The sequence below is a fragment of the Ruminococcus sp. RTP21204st1_B2_RTP21204_210225 genome (assembly GCF_040914135.1).
Taxonomy (GTDB): Bacteria; Bacillota; Clostridia; order Oscillospirales; family Ruminococcaceae; genus Hominimerdicola; species Hominimerdicola aceti.
In genome coordinates this window covers 18,329-42,193 of sequence record NZ_JBCPGA010000002.1, presented here as the reverse complement: position 1 = coordinate 42,193, position 23,865 = coordinate 18,329, and the positions used below count along the sequence as shown (strand labels likewise).

Here is a 23,865-nt window from a genome sequence, read left to right as displayed (position 1 = left end):
TTATATTAAGTATAAAATCTTCTGATTTTAAGCCTTGGTTCATGCGAAAACAATGTTAAAATCTTTATGTTCTAAAGAGTAGTATAGCAGAGCTTAATACAAATTTATAGTGAAATAAACAAATAAATAATGAATTTTCAGTGAATATAAAAAGCGAACAGGCATCCACCCGTTCGCTTTAATTGATATGATTAATTTACATCTCCGAGCTTGTGTCTGCACTGTCGACCGCACTCTCAGAAACCTCAGAACTATCCGCACTGCCTGCAAAAGCATTGCTGTTTTTATTCTCTCCGTAGGTAGACATATACACCTTTGTGAATTGTATGTCCTCCCTAGGCTTGAGCGTCTCAGAGTCAGCCACATCAGTACCGCATATCTCGTCATAAATATCTAAGCCATCATATACCTGACCGAAAACAGTATACTGCTGAGAGAAATTCAGCACACCGCCATATTTCTCAAAAGCATCGGTAATATCCTCAGGGATATTGTTGCTGTCTGCAAGCTTGCTGTCAAGCTCCGCCTGCTCCTCCTCGGTAAGGTCATAGTTATCAACAAAAAGAAGATAGCTGTTTGAAACCTTCTTCTTGCTGAACAAGTGACCTTGCTCCTGCGTGTATGCACAAAGCGCACCTTTTAAAGGCCACAGGTTTTTTGAATACTCCGCCTCGATAGTGGTGGTGTCAGTGTCAGAAGTTGTCTGACCGTCAGCCTGCTTTGTTCCACCTATAAAATACACACCGTCCTGCACCATGCTCACATAAGTGCCGTCATAATAGCCCTTTTCCACAAGTCCAGTGAAAAACTTGCAATAGTTCGGTGCTTCATCAGGGAAAAGCACAGCCTTGAAAGTTCCCTTGTTTGTTTCAAAAACCACCACAGGGCTGTCATCGGCAGGTTCGTCCATCTGTATCACCTTTGCATCAGTATAGTCTATATCGTTCTTGCTTCTGCCAGTACAGGCGTAAAAGAGAACAAAGATTATAACAAAGCAAATTGCTATAAGTGAAAACTGAAAATACGTCTGAAACTGTTTTCTGCGGTATGGACCCAGATCCTGTTTATTTTTGCTCATTTAACGCTCCTTTACTTTTTCTTTATCTTTGTGCCCTGTCTTGTTTCCTCAACGATATAGCCAAGCTCGCCTATCTTATCTCTCAGCTCGTCAGCCTTAGCAAAGTCCTTTGCCTTTCTTGCAGCCTTACGCTCCTCAACAAGCACCTTGACCTCCTCAGGAATATCCTCTTCACCGTCAGCACTGAGCTTCTTTGCAGCTTCTATCAGACCAAGTGAAAGCACCTTGTCAAAATCCTCGATAAGGGCAAGCTTTGTTTCATTGTTAGTGTCAGCTTTAAGAACGTCATACAGAACAGTGATAGCATTTGAAGTGTTTATATCGTCATCAAGTGCCGCCTTGAAGCTACCCTTGAACTTCTCAAAATCCACAAGCTCCACCACCTCGTCAGGCTTCTTGTCAGCCATAAGCTGTGCTATCCTTGCAGTGAGCTTGTTGTATGCTGTCTTTGCATTGTCAAGGTTTTCGTATGTGAAAACAAGTGACTTTCTGTAGTGTGACTGCAAGCAGAAAAATCTGTATACCAGTGGGTCATAGCCCTTTGACTCCAGCAGTGAAACAGTAAGGAACTCGCCCTTAGACTTTGACATCTTTCCGCTGTTTGTGTTAAGGTGCAGTATATGGAACCAGTAGTTGCACCACTTATGACCAAGATAAGCCTCAGACTGTGCTATCTCGTTTGTGTGGTGTGGGAAAGCGTTGTCGATACCGCCGCAGTGAATGTCAAGTCTTTCGCCAAGGTGCTTCATGGAGATACATGAACACTCGATATGCCAGCCAGGGTAGCCCACACCCCAAGGGGAATCCCACTTAAGCTCCTGATCGTCGAACTTAGACTTTGTGAACCACAGTACAAAGTCAGCCTTGTTGCGCTTGTTTGTGTCCTCCTCAACGCCCTCACGAACGCCGACCTCAAGATCTTCCTCATTAAAGTTGTGGAAAACATAATACTCCTTCAGCTTTGAAGTATCAAAATAGATGTTTCCACCTGCCTCATAAGCATAGCCCTTGTCCATAAGAGCAGATATCACCTTGATAAAATCACTAATACAGCCCGTTGCAGGCTCAACAACGTCAGGTCTTTTGATATTTAGCTTCTTGCAGTCCTCAAAGAAAGCGTCAGTGTAGAATTTTGCGATCTCCATAACAGTCTTATGCTCACGCTTTGCGCCCTTGAGCATTTTATCATCGCCTGTATCGCCGTCAGAAGTAAGATGACCAACGTCCGTGATGTTCATTACTCTCTTTACGTCATAACCGTCATAGCGGAGATACTTTTCCAAAACGTCCTCCATTATATAGCTTCTCAGATTGCCGATATGGGCATAGTGATAAACTGTAGGACCGCAGGTATACATTGACACCTTGCCCGGCTCGTTTGGTACAAATTTTTCGATCTTGTGAGTAAGCGTGTTATAAATGTTCATTTATCTTTACCTCTTTCCTTATATTTTACTGCTCTTTCTTTCCGATCTTTTCAAGCTCAGCCACTCTCTTTTCCAGCTTAGCTATCTGTATTCTTGTCTGGCAAAGCTCCTGAGCCACAGGGTCAGGGATATGCACCTGATCGAGGTCGCAGGTGCGCTTGCCGTTCTGCTTAACTATCCTTGCAGGCACGCCCACAGCCGTTGAGTTTGCAGGCACAGGCTCAAGAACTACCGCATTTGCGGCTATCTTTGCATTGTCCCCCACAGTGAATGGTCCAAGCACCTTTGCACCGCACCCTACCATAACATTGTTACCAAGAGTAGGGTGTCTTTTACCGTGGTCTTTACCTGTTCCTCCAAGGGTACAGCCCTGATACAGCAGGCAGTAATCGCCTATCTCAGCGGTCTCACCTATAACAACACCCGAGCCGTGGTCGATAAGCAGACCCTTGCCTATCTTAGCACCTGGGTGTATCTCGATACCTGTCAACATTCTTGCAAACTGCGAAATACATCTTGCGATGACCTTGTGCTTGTGAACATAGAACCAGTGCGACACCCTGTAAAAAGCCACAGCGTGAAGCCCCGAATATGTGAGGATCTCCAGCGTGCTAGTTGCCGCAGGATCTCTGTCCTTTATAGTCTGAATATCATGCTTTATGTTTTCCAAAATCGTCATATCTATCTCTCCCTTTCTAAGAAAAAACCTCCGGAATGGCGTTTCACCACTCCGGAGGCAGATTATGATCTACGGTCCCACTCCGATTTCCTGTACAAAATTTTGTACAGCTCAATATCTTTAACGCAGACCCTACGTGGAGGAATACTAAGCTTTTGCCGTTGTTCGCTCCCTGCTGTCAGCCGCACTTCACTGAAAGTCCTTGAAGCCTTGCACCAAACGGCTCCTCTCTGAAAATTACCTCACAGCTACTCTTGCTGATACGCATTTATATATTAAGTTATCATATGCCGCAACACGTCGGCAAGTCACATTATTTGCCCGAATCTATATACTTCCAGTATCCCTTGAGATAAACTGCGCCGGAAATGACTGTCAGCACAACAGCAATCCAAATGAGTATCTCGTTTACAAGGAATATCGGTGTTCCCCAAGTGAAATCAGGGCTGCCTTTTTCCGCAGGATTAACGATCTGCAAAACCATTATAGCGATAAGCGCAACCATAGTGAAAGCCGTTTTCAGCTTACCCCATATTCCTGCAGCGACCACAACGCCCTCGCTTGCCACAACAAGTCTAAGACCCGTTACCATAAACTCTCTCGCAAGTATCAGTACCACCGCAACAGGGTCTATCCAACGTTCAAATGTGAAGCAGATAAGCGCCGTCATAACAAGAAGCTTGTCTGCAAGCGGGTCAAGAAACTTTCCGAATGTTGTAACAAGATTGTGCTTTCTTGCTATCTTGCCGTCAAACCAGTCTGTGATAGACGCAGCTGCGAATACGATAAGTGCAAACACCATGTGATGCGGTATCTTGAAAAGCAGCACGAACAGCAGAAAAAACGGTATCAATATTACTCTAAGCACTGTAAGTTTATTTGGCAGGTTCATATCAAGTTCCTTTCATCTACATTTTTGAGCCGATAAGGTCATAATCCATAGTATCGTCAATTTTTACTTTGACATACTCGCCGACTCTAACTTTATCCTCGCTCAGGAAGAATATCTTTCCGTCTATCTCAGGTGCGTCCGCCTGACTTCTGCCGTAGTAACACTCGGCATATCTGTCAAAGCCCTCGCAAACCACCTCGACTTCGCTGTCGAGAGCAGCCTCATTAAGGCTGTCGGAAATAATCATCTGTTCTTCCATTATTATCTCCGCTCTGCGCTCTCTGTCCTTTAAAGGCACCTGATCTTCAAACTTCTCCGCAGGCGTACCCTCCTCAGGCGAGTAAGCAAAACAGCCGAGCCTTTCAAAGCGAATTTCCTTTACAAACTCACAAAGCTCCTCGAACTGTTCCTCAGTTTCCCCTGGGAAGCCTGTGATAAGAGTTGTCCTCAGCGTAACGTTCGGTATCTTTTCTCTTATCTTCTTTATAAGTGCCGTAAGGGTCTCTCTGTCCCCATGGCGGTTCATTCTTTTAAGTATGGTCTTGTTGCAGTGCTGTATAGGCATATCAAGATACTTTACAAGCTTGTCCTCTTTAGCGATAACGTCCAGCAATTCGTCCGTTATCCTCTCAGGATAGCAATAAAGCGTTCTTATCCACTTGAAGCCGTCTATCTCACAAAGTGCCGTGAGCAATTCAGGGAGCATAGACTTGCCGTAGATATCCTCACCATAGCGTGTTGTATCCTGGGCCACAACTACAAGCTCCGTCACGCCGTTCTCAGCCAGCCATCTGGCTTCCTTGACGATATCCTCCATGCGTCTGCTTCTGTATTTTCCTCTTATAGACGGGATAGCGCAGTAAGTGCAGTTGTTGCTGCAACCCTCGGCTATCTTTATATACGCATAGAAAGGCTCAGTAGAAATAATTCTTCCGCCCTCCATGGAAAGTTCAGTTTTTGCGCCATAAGAACAGACCGCCTGCTTATCCAGCAGTATCTCTCTTATAATATCGCAAATTTTTCCGTTAGAGCCTATTCCCACAACAGCGTCAAGCTCAGGGATCTCCTTTTTCATTTCGTCACGGTATCTTTCAGCAAGACAGCCCGTAGCTATTACCGCCTTTATCCTGCCCTCCTGCTTGAGAGTACAGAACTCAAGTATAGTGTCTATAGCCTCCTGTTTAGCCGACTCGATAAATCCACAGGTATTTATAATGACCACATCAGAAAGGGCTGCGTCAGAAACTATCCGAAAACCCTCTTTGCGCAGATCATAGAGCATATGCTCAGCGTCCACCTGATTTTTAGGACATCCGAGAGAAACCATTCCCACTCTAGTTGCCATGAAAAAATCTCCAATCCTACACCGCCAACGGACGGCATAAAGTATCACAATAATCTATCTTATTATCTCACTTTTACACAGTTTTGTCAAGCCCTTTTAGTCACTATTGTATGACAAAAATCAAAATATTTATGAAATTTCCACAAAGGCTGACTCAAACAGCTCCCCTGCCCTGTTTTAGTAAAAATATGTTGAAATCAGACAGAAAGTGTGGTATAATATAGCCATGTCGGCTTCTTCCGCTAGGGAGGAGGTGAAACGGCTTGAATTTTATTATATCCTTTGTACTTTCTGTCTTGGCAAGCGTAGTTGGTTACTACATAAGCAAGTGGATCGACAGAAAGTAAGTCCGGCATGATCCCAAAAGAAAACCCCGAAAGTTGCAGCTTTCGGGGTTTTCGCTTTTCAGCGTGAAACGACTGAAAATTATATCCTTTGTGGTTACTTATATTATACACCACGCAATTTATTTTGTCAAGCACTTTTGCACCGTCAGTTTTTCTTCTCAGGGTAAGTAACAGTTATCTCTGACCCTGCTTCCTGCGACCAAACAACATAATCAAGCTTTCCTTCATCAATAAAAACAGTGAAATATGTATCCTTAAGCTCATCAGGAAGCTGTTCCTTTATCTTTTCTATGAACTTGTCCGTCTCTGTGGAAATGTAGTTCATGTACTCAAACTTGTAGCTCTTGTCTTTTGAAAGCTCCGTGACCGCCTTTTCTGCCGCCTCATATACCGCCTGAGCGTTAGCCTCTGCCTTTTCCGAGTTTTCGTCAGTTATAATTCCGTCTGCATATGCCTGCGCCTTTGAGCCTGCAAAGCATACTTTCCAATCATTGTCCTTGTCAAGCACCATAAGAATATACTGTGATGACGTGACCTCTCCCTCAGAGCTGTCATAAGCTATGGTCACATAAAGCTCCGCCGCCTTTGAATACTCCTCAGAGATGTTCACCTTGTCGATAAAGCCGCACTTATCCTTGTCAAAGCTATATCTTACTCCGCTTATCTGCTCGTCCTCACCGTATTCATTGTCGCCGCCCATGTTCTTTTTCATATATTCATAGTCAGCGGCATAATCGTCCGTCATAAGCTTAACCATTGATTGGTCAAACTCAGCGTTTGCGGCTTTAAGATACATTGCCGCAACGTCCTTTGCCTCTTCAAGCGGGTCAGCGGCTTCTTCGCTTTCCGTATCAGTTCCCTGCGTTGTCACAGCGTTCTCACTGCCCTGAACATTTTCCGCAGGCTGAGAGTTATCTGTGCCGTCAAAGCTCAGCGAACAGCCTGTCATGATCCCCGCACTCAGTATAGCCGCCGCAAAAATGATCTTTTTCATTCTTTGCTCCTTTATTCGTCGCCGTACTCCTGTTTTATGTCAGCAAGCACCTCTTTTATTATGTCGTATGAATACCCCAAACGCACAAGGGCGTTTTTCACCTTTATGTCACCCTTTTCTCCGTCAAGATATCTGAGATACTTTCGCTCCACAAGCTCATACAGCCGTTCGTATGTACCCTCGCTGTATTCCTCCAGAGCTTCCTCTATTATAGGCTTCGTAAGCCCTTTCTGTCTCATCTGCTGATAAGCACGGTAATATCCGTATTTGCGCACTTCCACATAAGTCCTCGCAAGCCCCTGAGCATACCGCCTGTCATTGACCGTCCCAAGCTCCAGCATCTTATCCATTACAGCGTCGCATATCTCCTCGCTGTAATTCTTTTCAAGCTTCTTGTAAAGCTCCACATAGGAATAGTCCCTGTAATCAAGGAGATACAAAGCTCTTTCCTTAGCCTTTCTGAACTCGTTGTCAAAAACTATCTTCTCCCAAGCAGACTCAGGCATATCAAGCCCTGCTCTCAGACCATAGGCAGACACTACCTCGTAGTTGAGAAAAGCCGTTTCGCCCTCCTCAAACTCTATCATATATGTGCTGCCCTTGTATTTTGAAACGCCCGTTATTTTAAGCATTTATCAGTCACCAAGCTCGCTTATGTCAACAGGAGCGAACTCCTCGAAGTCCTCCTCAGGCTTTGCCACAACAGACTTGTCGCTTGCCGCCTTGCGTATCTTCTTCTCAGGCTTGTCAGCAGCCATATCCTCATTTGCACTCTGAGCCGCCGCACCTGCGTTAGCCTTTTCTTCAAGCTTCTTGGCCTTTTTATCTTTCTGCGCCGCAAGCACAAGCTCCGCCTGATGTTCCTTTATCTTGGCTTCTATCTCATTCATGATATCAGGATTGTTGAGCAGGAACTCCTTAGCATTGTCACGTCCCTGACCAAGTTTCATATCATTGTAGCTGAACCAAGCTCCGCCCTTCTTAACGATATCAAGATCGACCGCCATGTCAAGCACCTCGCCCACACGGGAGATACCCTTGCCGTACATGATATCGAACTCGCACTCCTTGAACGGCGGTGCTACCTTGTTCTTTACCACCTTGCACTTTGTTCTGTTACCAATGACCTCAGAGCCGTTCTTTATCTGCTCTCCACGTCTGACCTCTATTCTTACTGAAGCGTAGAACTTCAAAGCACGTCCGCCTGGAGTAGTTTCAGGGTTTCCATACATAACGCCTATCTTCTCACGGACCTGATTGATAAATATAGCCGTTGTATTGGACTTTGCAATAACAGATGTGAGCTTCCTCATAGCCTGAGACATAAGTCTTGCAAGCTGACCAACGTGAGTGTCGCCCATTTCGCCATCTATCTCAGATTTTGTTACCATTGCCGCAACAGAGTCGATAACGATACAGTCGATAGCACCGGAACGTGCCAGAGCCTCGGCTATCTCCAAAGCCTGCTCACCGCTGTCAGGCTGAGAAACAAGCATATTGTCGATATCAACGCCAAGCTGACCTGCATAAACAGGGTCAAGAGCATGCTCAACGTCGATAAAAGCTACCTCTCCGCCCATTTTCTGTGTTTCTGCGATAACATGAAGTGCGACCGTTGTCTTACCTGATGACTCAGGTCCGTATATCTCAATAATTCTTCCTCTCGGCACTCCTCCAATACCAAGCGCCATATCAAGAGTCATTGAGCCTGTCGGTATAGCCTCAATATCCATAGCCTTAGCCTCGCCAAGCTTCATGATCGCACCCTTGCCGAACTGCTTTTCAATATATGCTATCGCTGTGTCAAGAGCCTTTTTCTTTTCCTCTGCGTCTGTTATTTTTACTACCGTCTTAACGGCTTCTTTTTTCTTCTTGTCTATCGCCATTTTATATGACCTCCCTATCTTATCGGTGTTTTATCCGTATCTATATCATATCATACTAACTGTCCATTTGTCTGTACAGTAACCGCAATTTATCTATCTGTACAAATTTTCGTACTATTTCTCATAAATGCCCGAAACACAGCGGTAAACACCGCACAAGTCTTTCCTGCATCTCACATTCTTAAAGCCGTGCTGTATCATCAGCCGCATTACCTCGTCCTCCTGACCGATACCGATCTCAAAGAGCATAACGCCGCCGCTTTTAAGCTTTTTCTTCCACTTGCGAACTATCTCACGATAGAAGTCCAAGCCGTCCTCACCGCCGAAAAGAGCTTCCGCAGGCTCAAAAGTGACCTCACGCTGTAAAGCGTCCATGTCCTCTGTTGTGAGATAAGGGGGATTGCACACTATAAGGTCAGCCTCAGGCATATCCTCCACAAGCTTTTCGTCTGTAACGTCGCCCATGACTATCTCAGCCCCCGAGCCGTTCAGACTTATATTCTCACGGAGATACTCTGCCGCCTTTTCAGACTTCTCCACACACACTGCCCGACCGCAGTCAAGCTTCCTTTCAAGGGTGATACCAATGCACCCCGAGCCTGAACAAAGGTCTATAACAGTGATATCCTTCTTGCCTGCAAACATCTTCAAAGCCGTGTCAACAATAGTTTCCGTGTCCTGACGTGGTATCAGCACGCCCTCGCCCACCTTGAAAGGCAGACCATAAAACTCCCACTGTCCAAGGAGATACTGCAAAGGATAGCCCTCACAGCGACGTGTGACAATGTCGCTTATACGTTTTTCCTGCTCAGGAGTGATATCATCCCCCTCAGCCACATCTTCAAACACCCATGTGACCTCGCAAGCAGCGTTCTCGCCAAGACCGCTCTCCTCAAGCAGTCCCACACATTTATCAAACAGTTCTTTCCTTACCATTTGTCATCTTCCTTATTTTCAGGTATACAAGCCTTTAGTGCCGCTATAGCACATTCTATCTGACTTTCATCAGGCTCGCTTGTAGTTATCCTCTGTATCCACAGACCCGGTGCAGAGATTATCTTAGTGAAAATATTGTCATATTTTCCCGCAAGCCTTATAAGCTCGTAAGCAATACCCGTAACGATAGGCAGAAGCGCTATCTTTATAACAACTCTCAGCAAAATGCTTGCCCATGATACTCTGAATATTGTGTTTACAAAAATGCTTATGAACAGCACAAGGAAAATAAAGCTCGTTCCGCAGCGAGGGTGAAAACGTGTGTATTTCTTCACATTCTCCACCGTCAGCTCTTCTTCATGCTCATAGCAAGCGATAGTCTTGTGTTCAGCACCGTGATATTCATATGTACGCCTGATATCCTTAGTAAGAGCAGTCAAAGCCGTGTAGCCAATGAAAATAGCTATCTTCAAAATACCCTCGATAAGATTCTTTCCAAAAGCCGACAGGTCAATGAACTTGCTTATGAATTTAGACACCAGCGACGGCAGATACATAAACAGCAATATCGCCAGACCCACACCCAGCACCATAGATATCGCCGTGATGATAGGACCGAGCTTGTCCCCCAGCTTATCGTCCAGCCACTGTTCAAACTTGGTCTGCTCCTCCTCATCTTCCTCCGTCATCTGCTTTTCAGCCGACCTTGTAAGGCACTTGTAGCCGTCTATAAGAGAAGTAAGGAAGCTGAAAATGCCCCTCACAAAAGGCGTTTTCCTGTACCAAGGCGTATCTTTTCCGCCTTTTATCGCCCACTCCTCCAGGTCTATGGTGCCGTCAGGCAGGCGGCAAGCCATAGCCGCCTTGTCAATGCCACGCATCATAACGCCCTCGATAACAGCCTGTCCGCCGATCTTTGACTTGAATTTTTCCTTGCTTTGTGCTTTACTGCTCATTTTCTTTCCTTTCAAGGCGGTGTGTGCGTCTACTGCACGTTGTCGTTGTTTTCGATAGGCTCAGAAGAAATAAGCTCCACGTCTACAGTTGCCTGGTTGTCAGGCTTTTTCTTCTGCTCGATACAAGGGAGCGTTATCATCACTGTTGTACCTACTCCCTGCTCACTGTTTATCTCCAGCGTACCGCCATGCCGCTGAATGATCTCGTCTGCCACCGCAAGACCTATTCCCGAACCACGTCTTGTGTGGTTTGCCTTAAAGAATTTCGTCTTGACCTTTGGCAGGTCATCCTTTGATATTCCCATACCCGTGTCGGAAATGGAAATACATACCTCATTGTCCTCCTCATAAGCCTCCACCGATACAGTGTCGCCCTTGTTGGAGTATTTGATAGCGTTGTCCACAATATTTATGAATACCTGACGAAGCCTGTTCTTGTCGCCGTAAACAAACGGGAGCATTTTCGGCTCGTAGTAATTGAGTGTTATACCAAGCGCCTTGGCCCTCTCCTGATAGATAAGCACAGTTTCCCCAAGCTCCGCAAGAATATCTATAGTATCCATAATAAGCGTGAGTCTGTTGTCCTGTATCCTCGAAAAGTCAAGAAGCTCCTCGACCATTTGCGAAAGCCTCTCCGTCTCACTTGTGATGACCCTCATACCCTTCTTGAAGGTTTCCTTGTCCTCATACATACTGGTAACAGTTTCCGTCCAGCCCCTTATAGCGGTAAGCGGAGTTCTCAGCTCATGAGATACAGAGGATATGAACTCATTCTTCATCTGTTCTGTATTAGAAAGCTCCTGCGCCATGTAGTTGATAGAGTCGCAAAGCTCGCCAAGCTCGTCATTTCGTTTCTTTTCAAGACGTTCGCTGAAATCTCCCGTAGCATACCGCCTTGTTATGCTGTTTATGCTTCTTATAGGCAAAACAATAGATTTGATAAAAAACATTCCCGAGAAAAACATGAGCATTATGACAGCCACAACGATAGCCGTGATTATCATAGACATAATAAAGATCTGATGGTCGATATTTTTCATGGAAGACAACATTCTCAGTGCTTCATATTCGCTTCCCTTCGGAGATATAACTGACGTTATCGCCATGACCTTTTCCCCTGTTGACAGCTCATATATCTGTGTGCCTATTCCCGTGTCGGACTTCTTTGCGTCTTCATAATCGGTCATGTTGTCATTCTCCGAGGGAGAGAAGCCTGATGATGTAACATCGACCTCACCGTCGGTCTTGATAGCCATAAGCTCTATCTTGTCTTTCTCGTCATAGCTTTCCACAAGGGAGCGTATCTGAGAATTATAGTTAGTCTGCTCGTCACCTGAAGCGTTCACTACCGCTGTGGTGACTATCTTCATTTTAGATGTAAGATACTGCCTTGTGGAGCTGTAGTAATAATTTCTCACCACCACAATAAGCAGTATTTCAAGCACCACAAGTATTCCCACGACCACCCCGAGATTGTTCCTCAGCCAGTGCTGTGTGATACTGAGTCTGCCGCTTTTTCTTTTTTTTCCGCTCAACTGATAAAAACTCCGTTCATCATGTTTTCACAGCTCAGTTAGAGCCGCCTGCCCACTTGTAGCCAAAGCCCCATATAGTAAGGATATACTTAGGATTAGAAGGCTCGTCCTCTATCTTCATTCTTATTCTTCTGATATTCACGTCCACTATCTTATCGTCGCCGTAATAGCTCTCGCCCCATATGTGATTGAGTATACTTGAACGGTCAAGTGCAGTATTCTGATTTTTGAAGAAATACTCCATTATCTGATACTCCACCTGTGTAAGGTCTATCTGCTCACCGTTCTTGAAAACAGTTCTGCTCTTAAGATTAAGCGTAAATGGACCTGAAACTATCTGTGAAGCCTCCTCAGGCTTAGAGCCTGAACGATTTACACGCCTGCAAACAGCGTCAACTCTTGCAATAAGCTCAGAAATAGAGAACGGCTTTGTGATATAATCGTCAGCACCGCTCATAAGGCATGATATCTTATCCATTTCCTGTGATTTTGCCGAAAGCATGATAATGCCGATAGTGTTGCTTTTCTCTCTTATCTTCTTGCACACCTGCATTCCGTCGATGCCGGGCATCATAATATCAAGCAGAGCAACGTCAAAACCGCCGTCCTTTTCATCATAGGCTTTGAGAGCGTCCTCACCGCAGTTTACGTCAACTACCTCGTAACCGCTTCTTACAAGGTTTATGACCACAAATTCTCTAATTGAATCTTCGTCCTCGCAAACCAAAACTCTTTTCATTACATTTACTCCTCTCCAAGATCAGTTTATTATGTAAAAATTATTCTGAATTTCGTCAATAGTCGGTATGAGCTTTTCACGCCTGTCAAGAGGAAGCTTCACAAAATAATCAAGCTGACCCTTGCTGTCGATAAGCTCATATCCGTCAGAGATATAATCCTCCGAATCATTCTTTGAAGACACAGCGATACGCATTATCTCCTCGTTGCTCTCGTTTATATCTCCTGTGTATTTATAGAAAACAAGCTCGTTTGTGTCGCTGTCCTTTTTCACCGTAACAGAACTGTTCCAGCGTTTTGGGAACGTTACAAAATATCCGTCAGATATGGCATAATAGCCTGTGTATTTTGTTTTCAGATCATAAAAATCCTCGTAAACGCTCCATGTAGTCATATAGAGCATTTCGTCTGCCACAGCGTTTTCATAACCCACCATAGGCGAAGTTGACGGTATCTCCACATCACCGTCGCCGTCCATGTCCTCACTGTAGTAGCCTGCTGGTCTTGTGCATAAAGGCAGCAGCTTTTCGCTTCTAAGCTGCATAGGATTTTGAAGTCCCGAATATCTGTAGTATATTATCTCCGTCTGCAATTTTCCGTCAGCAGTCAGTCCGTCAATAAAAATAGCACGCCTGCCGCTGTCAAGCATTCCCGTCTTTGATGACACATAAGAAGTCACATTATCGCACATATCAACGTTCTCGCCACGGGTTATCTCATTGTTTTTCATGTTGAGCATAGAAGCCTTTGCCGTCACCGCACCTGTATCATTATTGGTGCTTCTCTGAATGGTGATAAGCTCTATATAACCATCATTGTTTATATCCAAAGGCTCCAGCACCGAATAAGTATCAAGCGCCACACGCTTGAAATCCCCGTCGGTATAGCTGTATATCTCCATAGTCTTTTCATCATTAGTAAGATTTTGATATCCCACAAAAACGTCCGTCTGGTTATTACTTCCCATAGGCGAGATAATGACCTGATCTATGTCCGTGCCTGCGCCTGCAAGCTCTTTCACAGAATACCACTTGCCGTCCTCGTCCTTGTCGAGAATGTTCACCCTCAAGCCGTCCTCCTCAGATCCGTTTGATGTGTACTCATAAAAGACCATAGCCTCGTCCGTAGGCTCATCGTCGATATTTGCAATAACATAAGCCGAGCGGTATTCACCGTTTTTAGGATATTTCAGAGTTATATTACTGCCCACGCTCTCGATAAGCGCCTGATGTATCTCGCTTTGCTCAGAGGTAAGCTTCGGGGCGTTTATAAGTCCCTCAACAGAAAAATTCAGTGCCGAACAGCCTGTCATAGTAAGACAAGAAAGACAAACAGCAGCCAATTTAAGATTTTTCAAGCGATCCCTCCTGATACACCAAACAAAAAAATAGAACCGGGCATATACCCGATTCTATTATATCATATATACAAAAATATTTCAAGCCTTTTTCCGTCCATAGGAACAGGTAAAAATTATTTTGCTTATCTTTCGTCCAATGGGATATACTTCTTCTCACCTGAGATAGCCTTGTATGCAGGACGGATTATCCTCTTGCCTGTTACAAGCTCTTCAAATCTGTGTGCGCACCAGCCTGCCATTCTTGAAACAGCGAACATAGGCGTGTAAAGATCCTCAGGAATACCCAGCATACTGTAAACAAAGCCAGAGTACATATCAACGTTAGCGCACATCGCCTTGTCACTGCCCTTGATCTTCTTGAACAGCTCAGGAGTAAGTCTTTCCACCGTTTCAAGAAGCTTGTATTCTCTCTCAAACTCAGTGTTCTCAGCCATTTTCTTGGCATTCTCTCTGAGTATGACAGCTCTAGGGTCAGACAATGTGTAAACAGCGTGACCCATGCCATAAACAAGACCTGTGTGGTCAAAAGCTTCCTTGTTGAGTATCTTTGTAAGGAAATCAGCGATCTCGCCCTCGTCCTCCCAGTTCTGAACGTTGTCCTTTATGCACTGGTGCATTGCCGCCACCTTAAGGTTAGCGCCACCATGACGTGGACCTTTCAGTGAACCGATAGCCGCAGAGTATGCAGAATAAGGATCCGTTCCGGAAGATGTAAGCACACGGCAGGCAAAAGTTGAGTTATTTCCTCCGCCATGCTCAGCGTGGAGCATAAGTAACAGATCAAGTATCTTAGCCTCTTCCTCAGTGAACTGTCTGTCCGGACGCAGTGCCGACAAGATCATCTCCGCAGTAGAATGTGTAGGTATCAGAGGGTGCATGAACAAGCTTTCACCGTCATAACAGCGTTTCTTTACCTGATAAGCCGAAACCATTATGTTAGGCAATTTAGAGATTATAGAGATAGCCGTAGCCATTTCATACTCAGGAGAACGATTCTCAGGGTTATCGTCATAAGAGTAAAGAGCCAGAATTGCTCTCGCCATCTTATTCATGATGTTCTTTGACGGAGCTTTAAGTATCATGTCCTCAAAGAAGTTGTCAGGGAAAGGTCTGTTTTCAGCCATCATTCCCTTGAACGCAGTAAGCTCCTCCCTGTTAGGCAGATCGCCCATGAGCAGCAGATACACTATCTCCTCATAACCAAAACGGTTCTCCTTCTGAGCGTTGGACACCAGATCATTGATGTTGTATCCACGGAAGATAAGCTGACCTTGAATAGGAGATTTCTCACCCTCGTTTACCACATATCCGTGTACGTTACAGATATTAGTAAGACCAGCCATAACACCTGTACCGTCAGAGTTTCTCAAGCCTCTTTTTACCACATATCTGTCATAAAGCTTAGGGTCAATAGTATTGTTTGCTATAAACTGTTCGCATAAAAGCGACCTTGCTGCATTATTTATCATTGAATAGATCATCTCGCTTTCAAGTATATTATAAATATAAGTTATATTATACACCTTTTTCAGATTTTTGTCAAGTATTAAGATAACATGTCAAATTAAAACCGCATATCTCCGCCATTTAAAAATTTGCAGTACAAAAATTTGCCCTGTATGAATATTTGCTCCACTGCATGAATATAATATAGTACCCCAAAAAAGAAAGGACAAACCATATGAAAGACCTGATACAGATAATGGCAGTATTTGCTGTTATCCTTATAATAATACCGACCATAGTATTTCTTCGCCCAAACGAGTCCGCATCGAAACCTGCATTTTCAGAAAAAGAAAAAATAGCCGTATATTTCACCGAAAGCGGCAAGACCGAAGACTTCACCCTTGAAGAATATATGATAGGCTCAGTGCTTGCACAAATGCCTGCGGACTTTGACGAAGAAGCCCTGAAAGCGCAAGCCGTCCTCGCCCATACCTACATATGCCGCCGACAGCTCTCCGAAGCCCAGTCGCCTACTCCCGCCTTAAAAGGCGCACTCATCAGCGATGACAGCACCCTCTACCAAAGCTTTTTCACCCTGAAAGCCGCCAAAGAATATTACGGCAACGACTATGAAAAAGCCTACAAAAAAGTTAGATCTGCCGTCAATTCCGTCAAGAACGATATCCTCACCTATGAAGGCGAACCGATAATCGTCGCCTTTCACGCCGCTTCAAACGGTCATACCCAATCCGCCAAAAACGCATGGGGAGAAGATATCCCATATCTTCTGTCAGTAGACAGCTCCGCTGACAAAGACCTTGTCGCCACAGAATGTACCCAGACACTCACCGCCAAGGATTTTCAAGACAAGCTTCTTGACCGCTTCCCAGATATTAATTTCACTCCCCTCGCCAATGCTGATAGTTGGCTCAAAACAAAAACAGACGGCATAGGCTATGTAACGAACCTGACCGTCTGTGGCTATGATATACAGCCCAACACATTCTGCGATATCCTTGATATCTCCTCGCCATGTTTCGAGTTCACCTTTGCCAATACAAAATTCACTTTCACCTCTCACGGCTTCGGACACCTCGTAGGAATGAGCCAGTATGGTGCAAACGCCATGGCAGAAAAAGGCTCAGACTACAAAGCCATTTTGACCCACTATTTCACAGATACAAAGCTGCAAAAATCTACTGAGCTGGCACAACTGCAATAAACACAAGGTCGCTGTCGCCGTCATTGATAAAGCTATGCTCATGACCGTCGGGACAGTAATGGAAATCTCCTGCCGACAGTCTTTCCTCACCGCCGTCATAAAGCATTTTGCCGCTGCCCTCAAGAACATATATCATCTCGCAGTTGCCCTCATGTCTGTGCAGACCGATAGAAGCCCCCGGCACGAGCCTGCCTTTCATCATCTTGTTCTTTCCGTCAGAATAAGCCCTGCTTGCAAAGCTTTTCTCGCCGCCCTTGAAATTCGGTGCAAGGCTCTCTTTAATATCATCAAAAACTATACGCATAAAAAAACACCTCCGCAGTTTATAAATCAATTATACCACTACCTCGATAAAAAAGCAATAAAAAAAGACCTGTCCCGAAAGACAGGTCTTTAATTATTCTAAGTAAGAATTATCTGAATTACAGATTACTTTCTCTTCTTAGTAGCAACTACAGCAGCACCAGCAAGTGCAACGCCTACAGCAGCAAGAGCAGCAGCGCCTGTGCTTGGGTTTGTGTTAGATGCGTTGTTAGCAGCCTTAGAAGATGTAGCAGCAGAGTTAGTCTTAGAATCTGTAGAATCTACGAGAACATCATTTGAATCGTCAGAATCTGTTGAATCTGTAGGATCAGCTGTTGACTCAGAAGAATCTGTTGGCTCAGCCTCACTCTTGTTAAGAACTACAACTTTCTTAACAGCCATCTTAACAGCAGGATCTTCGCCGTCTGTACCAGCGAGGTCTGTAGCAATGTCAAAGAACATATTATTTGCGTCCATTTCAAGAGCTGCAGGGAACTTAACGATAAATGTGTATGTGCCGTCAGCGTTTACTGTAACAGCAGGGTTGTTATCAGAGGCTTCCCAATAACCAATACCGTTCTCAATACCATTTGTGAAGCATGGATAAGCTGTGAAAGCGTCAGTTACATTTGAGATATCAACTGTAACAGCAATAGCGTCAGCACCTGCAAATACGCTCCAATCATCAACAAGGTTGAAATCAGCCTTGTGTGCATCGTCACACCATGGGTGCTTGATGTTGATTCTTACCTTACCGCCGTCAGATGTAGCCAGACCTTCACCGTTAAGTGTAACCTCTGTCTGCTTCTTGTATTCGCTGAGGTCAACAGAGTTTCCGCCCTGTTCCTTGTCAGACTCTACAACAAGGAGAGGATTGCCGTCCTTGTCAAGAAGTGTGAAAGCATTGAATGTGAAGTCCTCTGTAGTCCAGTTCTGAAGCCATACCTGAGCATATGTATCTGTATCAGCAAATACAGGATCTGTTCCCTTCAGAACAAAATCATAAGAACCGTCAGCAGCCTTAACGCCTGTTACGTCCTTAGCACCCTCCTGGAATGACCACTCTTTTGAAGCCCAACCAGTTGACTCAGAGTTGTAACCAAGTCCACCGCCTATCCAGTCTCCAGCCTCGATCTTTGCAGCTGAGTCTGCACCAACTGTTACATTAACATCAATACCGCAAACATCTGAAAGCTTAACGTTTGTTCCTGTAAGAACACCTGTCTTTGTAACAACACCGTCATCGTCCTTCTCATCAATGAGAGAAACAGTACCTCCAGTGAGGTCTGCCTTAACAGTAGCTGTTTCATCAGCAAATGCTGCGAGTGACATCATTGATGCAGCAAGAGCAGCAGCTGACATACCAGCGAGAATCTTAGAGATTTTCATTTGTTTTTCCTCCATCTTTGTTAATAATTTTTAGATACATATTGAGCGATATCTCCTCAACATACATCTTGCCTATATTGTAACACACATTTACAAGTATTTCAATAAACGTTTTTCACAAATTAACCACATATCTTTAGCCATTTTTCACAAATTTGCATATTATTTTTGCTATATATAGCCAAATATGTTATCATAATATGTACAAGCATTCTATGCAATGTTAATATTTTTATATTTATTCAGATTTTGTTGTAATCGTATCCAGCCTTTCACGCTCTCTTTTTGAGAAGATACAGCCGCAGTAATCCTGCCTGTAAAGCCCGTATTCTGCTGAAAGCTGAACGGAACGCTTGTAGCCCTCACGCTTCTTGAAATCCGCAGGAAGTGCCTTTACATCATATATCTCCCCAAGCTCCTCCGATATCTCGTTGAGCTTCTGAGCATTCTTGTATGGTGAAATAGACAACGTTGTGGTAAAATAATCTGCGCCAAGCTCCCTGGCAAGCTGAGCCGTCCGTTCAAGCCTGAGCCTGTAACATCGAAAGCATCTCTCCCCGCCCTCACGTATATCCTCAAAGCCCTTAACAGCCTGAAAAAACTCACCCTCGTCATACCCACGCTCCACGAACGTAACAGGATTTTTCATAGGCATTTGTGCAATAAGCCTTTGAAGCTCCGCCACACGCTTATCGTACTCCTCACGGGGATAAATGTTCGGATTGTAGTAAAACACAGTTATCTTAAAATACTGCGACAGATATTCAAGCACATAAGACGAACACGGCGCACAACAGCTATGCAAAAGCAAAGTCGGCACGTCGCCCTTTTCCTCGTGTTTTTTTATAATGCCCTCCAGCATTTTCTGATAATTTACTTTCTGCATTCCTGCCGCTCCCTTTTCGCAAAAAAATCGTGTCTGACACACTCCCGTAGGGGCTGGCGTCCTAGACAGCCCATTCCCATTGTCCCTGCACCCCTACAGTATCATACTATATTATATAGTATAGCACATTTCCGCAAATTCCGCAACAGGTCAGATCTTCACCTTGAACTTATTTGCACAGTTAGGGCATTTCACAGTATGTTCACCCTTTACCTTTGGAAGCCTTAACGTCTTTTTGCATACACCACACTTTATATAAACATGGGTCTTTCTGTCAGCGAACTTTCTCTTCCAGAATGAAAATTTCCTGCCAATTCCCCCGAAAGCCCTCTCAAACTTCATGTTCTCCTCGTATCGCTTCTGGCAGTTTCTCGACATCGCCCTCACTACCGCCAGCACCAGCACAGCGTATACCATAAGCTGTAAAATAAGCGACCTTACAAACAAATTCGCCGCACTAAGCACCACAGCCACACCGCAAATGCCGTAAAAAAGCTTGTCTATACCATATCTGCCCTGAAAAAATCTCGCTACCTTATACATAAATCCGTTCATAAGCTTTTACCTCTTTTCTTTTTTATATTATAATATAAATAGTACACCCGAAATTTAAACTGACTATTAACTTTTATCAAATTTCACCTACCTTTCACAAAACTTTCAGCGTTCACCCTCAAACAGTGAACGGCATATACTGAAGTGTATTCGTAAAAGCGTATACGGACAAGTACAGCATAAAGGAGCAACAAAAAATGAAAAAGAGTCTTATAGCCATGACTTCCATAACCTATGCAATGAAAGCAAAAAACTTGCTGAACAGTTTAAAATACTACTGCGAAATACAGCGCACCCCGAAGGACCTTGGCACAGGCTGCGGCTACTCCATAGCCGTCACCGCACACCCGGAAGAAATAACCGCCATACTTGAAAAAGAGCGCATACCATTCAGAAACGTGATATTCGAGCAAAAGAGGTGAGAAAAATAAACACCCGAAGCATAATAAACTTTGATAACTCCGCCACCACCTATCCCAAGCCCCCTGCCGTAGCAAAAGCCGTTGCTCAGGCAGTAGAACGCTATGGCGGCAACCCGGGCAGAAGCGGTCACAAGCTTTCCATGCGAGTGTCTGAAAAGATATTCACCGTCAGACAGCAGGCGGCAGAAATGTTTGGGGCACAGACCGAGAACGTGGCTTTCACCGCCAACTGTACCCATGCCCTTAACATGGCGATAAAAGGTGTCATGCAGTACGGTGGTCATATGATAATCTCAGACCACGAGCATAACGCAGTAGCAAGACCCGTCTATGCCCTTTCAAAAACAAGAGGCGTGAAATATTCTATTGCCCGAACAGGGGAAACAGACAGCGAAACAGTAGAAAATTTCCGCCGCCTTATAACCCCCGAAACTAAGTGTATCTGCTGTACAGTGGCTTCAAACGTCACAGGCAGGCTCATGCCATACCGTGAATTAGCCGCACTCTGCAAAGCCCACGGCATATGCTTTATAGCCGACGGCGCACAAGCCTGCGGGCTTTTGGAGCTTCCTCTCTCAGACGGCTTCAACTTTCTCTGCACCGCAGGTCACAAAGCCCTCTACGGACCAACAGGCACAGGACTTCTTATCTCAGACGGCGAGTATTCTCTGTCTACCATAATCGAGGGTGGCACAGGTGCGACCTCCGCCCTGCTTGAACAGACTCCTTTCCTCCCCGAAAAGCTTGAAAGCGGCACAATTAACACAGTGGGCATAATCGGTCTTGGCGAGGGGCTAACGTTTGTCCGCCAAAAGACCCCTGCCGTAATAAAAGCCCACGAAGAAAAGCTCTGCCGACAGCTCTACGAACAGCTTTCAGACATAGACAAAATAAAGTTCTATGAAGCAGACCAAAAGAAAGTCCCCATACTTTCATTTAACATCGGTGATATCCCTTCCGCTGAGATCGCCTCCTATCTCAGCGAAAAAGGATTCGCCCTCCGTGGAGGACTTCAGTGTGCCGCCGTCACCCATACCACCCTCGGCACAATAGAGCAAGGCACAGTGCGTTTCTCACCCTCTGCATTCAGTACCCCTCAGCAGGTAACAGCACTTTCACGAACAATAAAAATATTTGCCGCAAATAACTAAGCATAAGTGGCAGGTCTGATGTAAAATATCACGTCCTGCCGCTCATTCTATTGCAAAAAGCACCTTTAGGTGCTATAATAAAGCATGAGCAAACAATTTTTTCACGAAAGAAAGTGGTATTATGTGGTTCGTGTTTGCGCTTCTCTCCGCTGTTTTCGCAGCGCTCACCTCTGTCCTTGCAAAGGTCGGCATTGAAGGAGTAAACTCAAATCTTGCCACCGCTCTGCGTACCTGCGTTGTGCTTGCTATGGCATGGCTCATGGTGTTCATCACCCACACACAAAGCGGCATAGGCTCTATAGGCAGAAAAAGCTGGGTATTTCTTATCCTTTCAGGACTTGCAACAGGTGCTTCGTGGCTATGCTATTATAAGGCTATCCAAATGGGCAGCGTTTCAAAGGTCGCCCCCATAGACAAGCTCAGCGTTGTCATCACCCTTATCCTTGCAGTGTTATTTCTCCATGAAGACTTCACAGTAAGATCAGCCATAGGTGCGGTGCTTATCACTGCAGGCACAGTATTAATGGTACTATAAGGAGAACGCCATGATAATAAGAACCGTTACCGAGAAGGACGCTCACGAGCTTCTTGAAATATACCGTCCCTACGTTGAAGACACCGCCATAACATTCGAGTATGACGTCCCCTCAGTGGAGGAGTTTTCCGACCGTATCCGCCGCATATCCGCAAATTATCCCTACATAGCCGCAGTAGAAAACGGCAAAATAGCAGGCTACGCCTATGCAGGCGTTTTCAAAAACAGAGCCGCCTATGATTGGTCGGTTGAAGTCACAGTTTATGTAAAAAAAGGGCTTCACCACAAAGGCATAGGTGCAAAACTCTACTCCGCCCTTGAAAAGCTCCTTGCGGCACAGCATATAACAAACCTCTATGCCTGCGTCGCCTATCCCGAAAAAGAAGACGAGTATCTCACCTTTGACAGCGTAAAGTTCCATGAAAAAATGGGCTATGCCATAGTGGGTACGTTCCATAGATGTGCCTTTAAGTTCAACAAGTGCTATCATATGGTTTGGCTCGAAAAAATACTCACCCAGACCGATACCACCCCTCTGCCCGTTATCCCGTTTTCCAAACTCGATAAAGCCTTAATTAACAAAATAGTTCTTGAATAAAGGCAGAAAATATGGTAAAATAATATCATTCTGTCTGTTAAGGAGCGTAAAAATGGATCTTCAGGAATTAAGGAATGAAATAAACGATATAGACAGCCAGCTGCAGGAGCTTTTCAATAAGCGTATGCAGATAAGCTTCAAGGTGGCTGAGTATAAGATAGCAAACAATATGCCTGTTTTTCAGAGCAAGCGTGAAAACGAGATACTTGACCATGTAACAGAAAGCTCACCAAAGGGTTTGGAAAGTGCGTCAAGAGTGTTCTTCCAAAACATCATGGATATTTCAAAGTGCCGTCAGTACCAGGAGTTTTTTGCAGACTCAGATAAGATAGAGTACAAAAAGTTGGACTTGACAGGTCATAAAAAAGTCGCTGTACCGGGTACCACAGGCTCATATTCACATATAGCCTGCAAGCAGATATTCAGCGACTTTGAGCCAATGTTCTTTGAAGATTTTGAGGACGTTTTTTCATCAGTTGAAAACGGCTCAGCGGATTTCGGCATACTTCCCATAGCAAATTCCACCGCAGGCTCAGTTGGTCAGACCTACGAGCTTATGAAAAAGCATGACTTCAAGATATGCGCAGCAACTAAGGTAAAGATCTCCCACTGCCTTGCCGTAAAAAAAGGCACACGCTTTGAGGATATCAAAATAGTCTATTCCCACGAGCAGGCACTCAGCCAGTGTTCTGAGTTTCTTTCTCAGAACGGGCTTAAAAGCCATAAATACGCAAATACTGCCCTTGCGGCGTGCTACATAAAAGAAAGCAATGAACCGTATGCCGCTATCTGCTCAGAAGCCTGCGCACAGCAGAACGATCTTGAGATACTCAGGCATAATATAGCCAACGCCGCCGAGAATTACACAAAATTTATTCTCATTTCAAAGGAGACTCTCTGCTCGGAAAATGCTGACATCGTGTCAGTGTCCTTGGCATTGCCACATACCTCATCTGCACTTTACAGACTTCTCACCAAATTCTCCGTGGCAGGCCTTAACCTTTCCATGATAGAGAGCCGCCCTATCGCAAACACCGATTTTGACGTTGTTTTCTATCTCGATTTTGAGGGAGCAATAACCTCTCCGGACGTGGCAAAGCTCATGAGCGAGCTTAATTCAGAGCTTTCATATTTCAAATTTTTAGGTAACTACGAGGAAATATAACAGTACGATTTTTAGGACAG

Annotated in this window: 24 protein-coding genes; 6 read left to right on the top strand and 18 right to left on the bottom strand. The window is 44.8% G+C overall.

All coding sequences use genetic code 11. The features are described 5' to 3' along the window. Positions 1–196: 196 nt before the first annotated feature. From AB5123_RS01025 to AB5123_RS00960, 14 genes are all read right to left on the bottom strand, one after another. Positions 197–1,078, bottom strand: a complete 882-nt coding sequence (locus AB5123_RS01025) for a peptidylprolyl isomerase (protein ID WP_117856529.1) — start codon at positions 1,076–1,078, stop codon at positions 197–199. Positions 1,079–1,089: 11 nt separating this feature from the next. Further along, positions 1,090–2,505: a cysteine--tRNA ligase gene (cysS, locus tag AB5123_RS01020; RefSeq protein ID WP_337812021.1), complete on the bottom strand. Its 1,416-nt coding sequence runs from the start codon at positions 2,503–2,505 to the stop codon at positions 1,090–1,092. A 25-nt stretch (positions 2,506–2,530) separates the two neighbouring features. Then, positions 2,531–3,247, bottom strand: a complete 717-nt coding sequence (gene cysE / locus AB5123_RS01015; protein WP_325206966.1) for a serine O-acetyltransferase — start codon at positions 3,245–3,247, stop codon at positions 2,531–2,533. A gap of 250 nt (positions 3,248–3,497) precedes the next feature. Continuing rightward, positions 3,498–4,076 carry a CDP-diacylglycerol--glycerol-3-phosphate 3-phosphatidyltransferase gene (pgsA, locus tag AB5123_RS01010; RefSeq protein ID WP_117863260.1) on the bottom strand — a complete coding sequence of 193 codons (579 nt, stop codon included), beginning with the start codon at positions 4,074–4,076 and terminating at the stop codon, positions 3,498–3,500. 16 nt (positions 4,077–4,092) lie between these two features. Continuing rightward, a complete protein-coding gene (gene rimO, locus AB5123_RS01005; RefSeq protein ID WP_288162437.1) occupies positions 4,093–5,421 on the bottom strand; it encodes a 30S ribosomal protein S12 methylthiotransferase RimO in 1,329 nt (442 codons plus the stop codon). 492 nt (positions 5,422–5,913) lie between these two features. Continuing rightward, on the bottom strand, positions 5,914–6,762 hold the full coding sequence (locus AB5123_RS01000; RefSeq protein WP_117893255.1) for a hypothetical protein: 849 nt from the start codon (positions 6,760–6,762) through the stop codon (positions 5,914–5,916). 11 nt (positions 6,763–6,773) lie between these two features. Beyond that, positions 6,774–7,394, bottom strand: coding sequence for a regulatory protein RecX (locus tag AB5123_RS00995; RefSeq protein ID WP_195248893.1), 621 nt, complete (start codon positions 7,392–7,394; stop codon positions 6,774–6,776). A gap of 3 nt (positions 7,395–7,397) precedes the next feature. Further along, positions 7,398–8,648: a recombinase RecA gene (gene recA, locus AB5123_RS00990; RefSeq protein WP_288162436.1), complete on the bottom strand. Its 1,251-nt coding sequence runs from the start codon at positions 8,646–8,648 to the stop codon at positions 7,398–7,400. A 114-nt stretch (positions 8,649–8,762) separates the two neighbouring features. Beyond that, positions 8,763–9,584, bottom strand: coding sequence for a peptide chain release factor N(5)-glutamine methyltransferase (gene prmC / locus AB5123_RS00985; protein WP_288162435.1), 822 nt, complete (start codon positions 9,582–9,584; stop codon positions 8,763–8,765). Next, positions 9,578–10,540: a DUF1385 domain-containing protein gene (locus AB5123_RS00980; RefSeq protein ID WP_287209576.1), complete on the bottom strand. Its 963-nt coding sequence runs from the start codon at positions 10,538–10,540 to the stop codon at positions 9,578–9,580. The genes prmC and AB5123_RS00980 overlap by 7 nt, the downstream gene beginning before the upstream one ends. A 29-nt stretch (positions 10,541–10,569) precedes the next feature. After that, positions 10,570–12,075: a cell wall metabolism sensor histidine kinase WalK gene (locus tag AB5123_RS00975; protein WP_022287062.1), complete on the bottom strand. Its 1,506-nt coding sequence runs from the start codon at positions 12,073–12,075 to the stop codon at positions 10,570–10,572. 34 nt (positions 12,076–12,109) lie between these two features. Continuing rightward, positions 12,110–12,814 (bottom strand): response regulator transcription factor, encoded by a 705-nt coding sequence (locus AB5123_RS00970; protein WP_022287063.1) that lies wholly within the window; start codon positions 12,812–12,814, stop codon positions 12,110–12,112. Positions 12,815–12,835: 21 nt separating this feature from the next. After that, positions 12,836–14,170: a hypothetical protein gene (locus AB5123_RS00965; RefSeq protein WP_022287064.1), complete on the bottom strand. Its 1,335-nt coding sequence runs from the start codon at positions 14,168–14,170 to the stop codon at positions 12,836–12,838. A 125-nt stretch (positions 14,171–14,295) separates the two neighbouring features. Further along, the gene (locus AB5123_RS00960) at positions 14,296–15,642 is read right to left on the bottom strand and encodes a citrate/2-methylcitrate synthase (RefSeq protein ID WP_278339795.1); all 1,347 of its coding nucleotides are present in this window, start codon (positions 15,640–15,642) and stop codon (positions 14,296–14,298) included. Positions 15,643–15,854: 212 nt separating this feature from the next. Between AB5123_RS00960 and spoIID the strand changes: the two genes are divergently transcribed. Next, a complete protein-coding gene (gene spoIID / locus AB5123_RS00955) occupies positions 15,855–16,841 on the top strand; it encodes a stage II sporulation protein D (RefSeq protein WP_329963439.1) in 987 nt (328 codons plus the stop codon). Here spoIID and AB5123_RS00950 read toward each other — a convergent pair. The 4 genes from AB5123_RS00950 to AB5123_RS00935 all read right to left on the bottom strand — a co-directional run bounded on the left by AB5123_RS00950 (position 16,816) and on the right by AB5123_RS00935 (position 19,974). Further along, positions 16,816–17,145 carry a cupin domain-containing protein gene (locus tag AB5123_RS00950; protein WP_117923063.1) on the bottom strand — a complete coding sequence of 110 codons (330 nt, stop codon included), beginning with the start codon at positions 17,143–17,145 and terminating at the stop codon, positions 16,816–16,818. The genes spoIID and AB5123_RS00950 overlap by 26 nt on opposite strands. Positions 17,146–17,270: 125 nt before the next feature. Continuing rightward, the gene (locus AB5123_RS00945) at positions 17,271–18,533 is read right to left on the bottom strand and encodes an NPXTG-anchored protein (RefSeq protein WP_368364452.1); all 1,263 of its coding nucleotides are present in this window, start codon (positions 18,531–18,533) and stop codon (positions 17,271–17,273) included. A gap of 238 nt (positions 18,534–18,771) precedes the next feature. Further along, positions 18,772–19,419, bottom strand: coding sequence for an epoxyqueuosine reductase QueH (locus AB5123_RS00940; RefSeq protein WP_368364451.1), 648 nt, complete (start codon positions 19,417–19,419; stop codon positions 18,772–18,774). Positions 19,420–19,569: 150 nt separating this feature from the next. Then, positions 19,570–19,974, bottom strand: a complete 405-nt coding sequence (locus AB5123_RS00935; protein WP_022287070.1) for a hypothetical protein — start codon at positions 19,972–19,974, stop codon at positions 19,570–19,572. Between the two features lie 197 nt (positions 19,975–20,171). Here AB5123_RS00935 and AB5123_RS00930 point away from each other — a divergent pair, with 197 nt between their 5' ends. From AB5123_RS00930 to AB5123_RS00910, 5 genes are all read left to right on the top strand, one after another. After that, the gene (locus AB5123_RS00930) at positions 20,172–20,396 is read left to right on the top strand and encodes a DUF3343 domain-containing protein (protein WP_287287009.1); all 225 of its coding nucleotides are present in this window, start codon (positions 20,172–20,174) and stop codon (positions 20,394–20,396) included. Beyond that, the gene (locus tag AB5123_RS00925) at positions 20,393–21,547 is read left to right on the top strand and encodes an aminotransferase class V-fold PLP-dependent enzyme (RefSeq protein ID WP_278634414.1); all 1,155 of its coding nucleotides are present in this window, start codon (positions 20,393–20,395) and stop codon (positions 21,545–21,547) included. Before AB5123_RS00930 ends, AB5123_RS00925 begins: the two co-directional genes overlap by 4 nt. A 121-nt stretch (positions 21,548–21,668) precedes the next feature. Beyond that, a complete protein-coding gene (locus AB5123_RS00920) occupies positions 21,669–22,082 on the top strand; it encodes an EamA family transporter (RefSeq protein ID WP_022287073.1) in 414 nt (137 codons plus the stop codon). Between the two features lie 10 nt (positions 22,083–22,092). Next, on the top strand, positions 22,093–22,680 hold the full coding sequence (locus AB5123_RS00915; protein WP_022287074.1) for a GNAT family N-acetyltransferase: 588 nt from the start codon (positions 22,093–22,095) through the stop codon (positions 22,678–22,680). A 52-nt stretch (positions 22,681–22,732) separates the two neighbouring features. Beyond that, positions 22,733–23,845, top strand: coding sequence for a bifunctional chorismate mutase/prephenate dehydratase (locus AB5123_RS00910; protein WP_022287075.1), 1,113 nt, complete (start codon positions 22,733–22,735; stop codon positions 23,843–23,845). Positions 23,846–23,865: the final 20 nt, after the last annotated feature.